At 66.6% G+C, this 6,051-nt stretch carries 6 protein-coding genes and 1 pseudogene; all 7 read left to right on the plus strand.

All coding sequences use genetic code 11. The features are described from left to right. Window positions 1-516, plus strand: a 516-nt coding sequence (locus VFA16_RS21210; RefSeq protein WP_324969723.1) for a dTMP kinase, incomplete at its 5' end; no start/stop codon positions are given. A 56-nt stretch (window positions 517-572) separates the two neighbouring features. Beyond that, window positions 573-1,259 (plus strand): two-component system response regulator MtrA, encoded by a 687-nt coding sequence (mtrA, locus tag VFA16_RS21215; protein WP_324969724.1) that lies wholly within the window; start codon window positions 573-575, stop codon window positions 1,257-1,259. 52 nt (window positions 1,260-1,311) lie between these two features. Continuing rightward, the gene (gene mtrB / locus VFA16_RS21220; RefSeq protein ID WP_324969725.1) at window positions 1,312-2,970 is read left to right on the plus strand and encodes an MtrAB system histidine kinase MtrB; all 1,659 of its coding nucleotides are present in this window, start codon (window positions 1,312-1,314) and stop codon (window positions 2,968-2,970) included. Further along, window positions 2,970-4,727: an MtrAB system accessory lipoprotein LpqB gene (gene lpqB / locus VFA16_RS21225; protein ID WP_324969726.1), complete on the plus strand. Its 1,758-nt coding sequence runs from the start codon at window positions 2,970-2,972 to the stop codon at window positions 4,725-4,727. Before mtrB ends, lpqB begins: the two co-directional genes overlap by 1 nt. 36 nt (window positions 4,728-4,763) lie before the next feature. Further along, window positions 4,764-5,075 (plus strand): WXG100 family type VII secretion target, encoded by a 312-nt coding sequence (locus VFA16_RS21230; RefSeq protein ID WP_324969727.1) that lies wholly within the window; start codon window positions 4,764-4,766, stop codon window positions 5,073-5,075. Continuing rightward, window positions 5,068-5,358: a WXG100 family type VII secretion target gene (locus tag VFA16_RS21235; protein WP_324969728.1), complete on the plus strand. Its 291-nt coding sequence runs from the start codon at window positions 5,068-5,070 to the stop codon at window positions 5,356-5,358. The genes VFA16_RS21230 and VFA16_RS21235 overlap by 8 nt, the downstream gene beginning before the upstream one ends. 4 nt (window positions 5,359-5,362) lie before the next feature. Continuing rightward, window positions 5,363-6,051 (plus strand): annotated as a pseudogene (locus tag VFA16_RS21240) (ADP-ribosyltransferse); the annotation flags it as partial.

Raw genomic sequence — 6,051 nt, forward strand, 5'->3', positions numbered from 1 at the left:
GGCCGGTCCGAGGCGGCCGACATCGCCGCGGAGGCGCTGCACGGCGAGCACGGTGATCTCGCGTCGTCGGTGTACGCCATGGCGACGCTGTTCGCGCTGGACCGGGCCGGCGCCCGCGCCGAGATCGAACAGCTCAGCCAGGCCCACGACGTGGTGATCCTGGATCGCTACGTGGCCTCCAACGCCGCCTACAGCGCGGCCCGCCTGCGCCAGGACGCCACCGGTGAGGTGGTGGCCTGGGTCTATGACGTCGAGTACCGCCGGCTGCACCTGCCCATGCCGGATTACCAAGTGTTGCTTGATGTCTCGACTGAACTTGCCGGGCAGCGAGCGCGCAGCAGGGCCGTGCAAGAGGCGGGCCGGGACCGTGATGCCTACGAACGCGACGACTTGCTTCAGCAACGCACCGGTGTGGTGTATGCCGGGCTGGCCGCGGCAGGCTGGGGCGGCCGTTGGCAGGTGGTTGGCGCCGACGTCGATCCCGGCAAGCTGGCCGCCTTGCTGCTAGCCGAGTGAGCTGCGAGAAGAAACGCGGGTCTGATAGCCCAGTTTTGTCGCGAACTGGTGACACCATGGACACCATGAGGCAAAGGATTCTCGTCGTCGATGACGACGCTTCGCTGGCCGAGATGCTGACCATCGTGCTGCGGGGGGAAGGCTTCGATACCGCGGTCATCGGTGACGGCAGCCAGGCGCTCACCGCGGTACGCGAGTTGCGCCCCGATCTGGTGTTGCTGGACCTGATGCTGCCCGGCATGAACGGCATCGACGTGTGCCGCGTTTTGCGGGCCGACTCCGGTGTGCCGATCGTGATGCTGACCGCCAAGACCGACACCGTGGATGTGGTGCTGGGCCTGGAGTCGGGCGCCGACGACTACATCATGAAGCCGTTCAAGCCCAAGGAGCTGGTGGCGCGGGTTCGGGCCCGGCTGCGGCGCTACGACGACGAGCCGGCCGAGATGCTCTCGATCGCCGACGTCGACATCGACGTGCCGGCACACAAAGTCACCCGCAACGGTGAGCAAATCTCGCTGACCCCGCTGGAGTTCGATCTGCTGGTCGCGCTGGCACGCAAACCGCGCCAGGTGTTTACTCGTGATGTGCTGCTCGAACAGGTGTGGGGATACCGTCACCCGGCGGACACCCGCTTGGTGAACGTGCACGTTCAGCGTCTGCGGGCCAAGGTCGAGAAAGACCCGGAGAATCCGCAAGTAGTCCTGACCGTTCGAGGAGTGGGTTACAAGGCCGGACCTCCGTGATCCGCGCCGTCGCCCGCGACGCAGAGCGTCGCGATGAGGCGGAGCGGCGGTTGTGATGTGGGGCTCGCGGCGACGCATCCGGAGTCGTTGGGGGCCTTCGACACCACTGACACGCGGTATGAGTGCGTTGAGCCGGGCCGTGGCCGTCGCCTGGCGCCGCTCGCTGCAGTTGCGCGTGGTGGTGTTGACCCTCGGAATGTCATTCGCCGTGATCGTGGCGCTGGGTTTCGTGCTGACCAGCCAGGTCACCAACCGGGTGCTCGACGTGAAGGTCCGCGCGGCCATCGAACAGATCGAGCGGGCACGCAACACGGTTAGCGGGATCGTCAGCGGTGAGGAGGCGCGCTCGCTCGACAGCAGCCTTCAACTCGCCCGCAACACGTTGACGTCGAAAACCGACCCGTCGTCCGGCGCTGGGCTGGCGGGTGCGTTTGACGCTGCATTGCTCGTCCCCGGCGACGGGCCGAGAGCCGCGACCACCGCTGGGCCCATTGATCAGGTGCCGACCTCGCTGCGTGACTTCGTCAAGGCCGGGCAGGTCGCCTACCAGTACGCCACGGTGCACACCGAGGGCTTTTCCGGGCCGGCGCTGATCATCGGCACGCCGACGCCGTCGCGGGTGACCAATCTGGAGCTCTACCTGATCTTCCCGCTGGCCAACGAATCCAGCACGATCTCGCTGGTGCGCGGCACGATGACCACCGGCGGTGTGGTGCTGCTGGTGTTGCTTGCCGGCATCGCGTGGCTGGTCTCGCGACAAGTGGTGGTGCCGGTGCGGTCGGCGTCACGGATCGCCGAGCGGTTCGCCGAGGGGCACCTGTCGGAACGGATGCCGGTGCGCGGTGAAGACGACATGGCGCGGCTGGCCATGTCGTTCAACGACATGGCCGAAAGCTTGTCGCGGCAGATCGCCCAACTCGAGGAGTTCGGCAACCTGCAGCGCCGGTTCACCTCCGACGTCAGTCACGAGCTTCGCACCCCGCTGACCACAGTGCGGATGGCCGCCGACCTGATCTACGACCACAGCGCCGACCTCGACCCGGCACTGCGGCGCTCCACCGAATTGATGGTCAGCGAGCTCGACCGCTTCGAGACGCTGCTCAACGACCTGCTGGAAATCTCCCGGCACGACGCCGGTGTGGCCGAATTGTCGGTCGAGTCGGTCGACTTGCGTGCGACCGTCAACAATGCGCTGGCCAGTGTCGGCCACTTGGCCGAGGATGCCGGCGTCAAGCTGATCGTCGACCTGCCGTCACACGAAGTGATCGCCGAGGTCGATACGCGACGGGTTGAGCGCATCCTGCGCAACTTGATCGCCAATGCCATCGACCACGCCGAGCGCAAGCCGGTGCGGATCCGGATGGCCGCCGACGAGGACACCGTCGCGGTCACAGTGCGCGACTACGGCGTTGGGCTGCGGCCAGGCGAGGAGAAGCTGGTTTTCAGCCGGTTCTGGCGCTCGGATCCGTCCCGGGTGCGGCGGTCCGGCGGTACCGGACTGGGGTTGGCGATCAGCGTCGAGGATGCTCGGCTGCATCAAGGTCGGCTTGAGGCCTGGGGCGAACCCGGCAAGGGCGCCTGCTTCCGGCTGACGCTGCCGCTGGTGCGCGGCCACAAGGTCACCACCAGCCCGCTGCCGATGAAACCGGTTGCGGCTGAACGCAGCGAGCGCCAACCCCGTCAGCGGGAGCACGCCGAAAGGGGCGCGTGATGCGGCGCTTTGCGGCGCTGCTGGCTGCCGCCGTGGTGCTTGCCGGATGTGCGGCCGTGCCAAGGTCGTCGGCGCCGCAGGCCATCGGCACGGTTGCGCGACCGGCGCCATCGCACTTGCCCAAGCCAACCCCGGGCATGGATCCCGACGTGCTGCTGCGCGAATTCCTCAAGGCAACAGCCGATCCCGCGAACCGTCATCTGGCTGCCCGGCAATTTCTCACTCAGTCGGCATCCAACGCTTGGGACGACGCGGGTAGCTCGCTGCTGATCGACCACGTGGTGTTCGTGGAAACCCGTAGCGCCGAACGGGTTTCGGTCAATATGAAGGCAGACATCTTGGGATCGCTGTCGGACATGGGGGTGTTCGAGACTGCCGAGGGTGTGCTGCCGGATCCCGGGCCGATCGAGTTGGTCAAGACGTCGGGTGGTTGGCGCATCGACCGGCTACCCAACGGCGTGTTCTTGGACTGGCAGCAGTTCCAGGCGACCTACAAGCGCAACGTCCTTTACTTCGCTGACCCGACCGGAAAGACGGTGGTTCCCGATCCGCGCTACGTCGCCGTCTCTGATCCCGATCAGCTGGCTACCGAATTGATTTCGAAGGTGATCGCCGGCCCGCGCCCGGAGATGGCCCGGGCGGTGCGCAATCTGCTTGCTCCGCCGTTGCGGCTGCGGGGGCCGGTGACCCGGGCCGACGGCGGCAAGACCGGCGTGGGCCGTGGTTACGGCGGCGCGCGGGTCGATTTGGAAAGCTTGTCCACGACCGACCCGCACAGCCGCCTGTTGCTTGCCGCACAGATCATTTGGACGCTGGCCCGGGCAGACATCAAAGGCCCGTATGTGATCAACACGGACGGCGCCGCGTTGGACGACAGGTTCACCGACGGGTGGACCACCTCGGATGTCGCGGCCACCGACCCTGGAGTAGCCGACGGTGCCGGCGCGGGGGTGCACGGCTTGGTGGGCGGCTCCCTGGTGGCGCTGGACGGTCAGCGATCCACCCCAGTGCCCGGTGCGTTCGGGCAGATGCCCGATCAGACCGCGGCTGCGTTGTCGCGCGGTGGCCATCGGGTGGCGTCGGTGGTGACGCAGCGGCCAGGCGCACCGGACATGGCGGCGGCGCTGTGGATTGGCGATCTCGGCGGTGAGGCGGTGCCGTCCGCCGACGGGCACGGCATGTCGCGGCCGAGCTGGTCGCTCGACGACGCGGTGTGGGTGGTGGTGGATGGCAACAACGTGCTGCGGGTCATTCAGGAACCGGCGTCCGGTCAGCCCGCGCGCATTCCGGTGGATTCAGGCGCGGTATCCGGCCGCTTCCCCGGTCCGATCAGCGAACTGCAGCTGTCTCGGGACGGAACGCGTGCCGCGATGGTCATTGCCGGACAAGTGATCCTGGCTAGTGTCGAGCAGCCGCAGGCCGGCCAGTTCGCGTTGACGTATCCCCGCCGGCTGGGTTTCGGGCTGGGGTCGTCGGTGGTGTCGTTGTCGTGGCGAACCGGTGATGATCTTGCGGTGAGTCGCACCGATCCGCAGCATCCGGTGTCCTATGTCAACCTCGACGGCGTCAACTCCGATGCGCCCAGCAGGGGTTTGCAGACCCCGGTGGGGATGATCGCGGCCAACCCGTCGGCGGTGTATGTCGCCGATCCGCGTGGGGTGCGGCAGCTTTCGGGCTCGGCGGCGGAAAACGAACAGATGTGGTATGACGTGCAGGGGTTCACGGTGCCCGGCGCGGTTCCTGTGCTGCCGGGCTGAGTTGTGGGCGACGAGGCGAATCGTTAGTTTTGCTGCGTGGATTCCGATGGGACTTTGCGGGTGGATCCCGCGGCAATGGCTGGTTGCGCCCAGGCGCTGGGCGGTGCTGCTGAGGCCCTGCGGAGCAGGTTGGCTGAACTGGACGGCCAGGTCGGGGAGATGCTGGGCGGTTGGCAGGGAACGTCTGGCCGCGCCTATTCCTCGGCGTGGGACTTGTGGCATCGCGGCGCCGGCGAGGTGATGCTGGGATTGTCGATTCTGGCGGAGGCGGTCGGTAAAGCCGGTACGGCTTATCAGCACAACGAGTCGGCGTCTGCTCAGGCGTTGCGAGGGGTCAAGGGTGGCTGAGGCATTCCGTGTCGATCCTGAGGCGTTGGCCGAAGCGGTCGAGCACATGAGCGAGTTTCAGCGCTATGCCGAAAGCATGCTCAGCGAAATCGATTCGCTGGTAAGCAATCTGCACGCGACTTGGTCGGGTGAAGCTGCCGCGGCGCATGTCGAGGCGCACCGGCATTGGAGCCAAGGTGAGGCGATGATGCGCGAAGCGTTGACCAAGCTGCAGGGTGCGGCCAAGACCGCGCACGCCAACTACACGGGCGCCATGGCCAAGAACGTAGGCATGTGGTCGTGAGCTGATGGCGCCGCTGGAGGTCGATCCGGGGGCACTTGACGGCGCGGGATCTGCGGTTGCCGCGGTCGGCGAAGGGCTGGGGTTGGTGATCTCGACCTTGACCGGCGCGCTATCGGGATGCGCAGGCATGGCCGGTAACGATCCGGCTGGCGCAGCATTGGGCCGCAGCTACGACAGTTCAGCGTCGAAGTTAATCCAAGCGATGGCGACGGCGCGAAATGGACTGTGCAAGATCGGCGATGGCGTGCGGATGTCGGCGCACAACTACTCCGTGGCCGAGGCGATGTCGAATGTGTCCGGCCGAAGCGATCCAATTCCAATGCCGCCGTCAACCGGATCAATTTCAGCCGGCTCGTCACCCTCCGCTGTGGGAGCCGGTAGCAGCGCACCGGCCGGCTGGGGATGGGTGGCCCCCTATATCGGGATGATCTGGCCCAACGGCGATTCAGCGAAGTTGCGCGCTGCCGCGGCGGCCTGGAATGCCGCTGGCACGGAATTTTTGGTTGGGCAGAAATTTGGGCTAGCAGGGCCGTTGGGAACCGTTCGAGCGCAACAGATTCCCGAGGCTGAGGCCATCGCCAACGCACTCACAGACTCGGATCGCAGCTGCGCAGCGATCAAACAGCAGTGCTCGGCAATCGCCGACCAGCTCAATGCGTACGCCGCCAGGATCGAGCAGGTTCATGCGGCAAT

Origin of the sequence: Mycobacterium sp., from assembly GCF_035653355.1 — a bacterium.
Taxonomy (GTDB): domain Bacteria; phylum Actinomycetota; class Actinomycetes; order Mycobacteriales; family Mycobacteriaceae; genus Mycobacterium.

What these genes read in the sequence shown, in the direction of transcription:
- mtrA (WP_324969724.1), top strand. Translation starts at nt 573, where the DNA reads ATGGACACCATGAGGCAAAGGATTCTCGTCGTCGATGACGACGCTTCG.
- lpqB (WP_324969726.1), top strand. Translation starts at nt 2,970, where the DNA reads ATGCGGCGCTTTGCGGCGCTGCTGGCTGCCGCCGTGGTGCTTGCCGGA.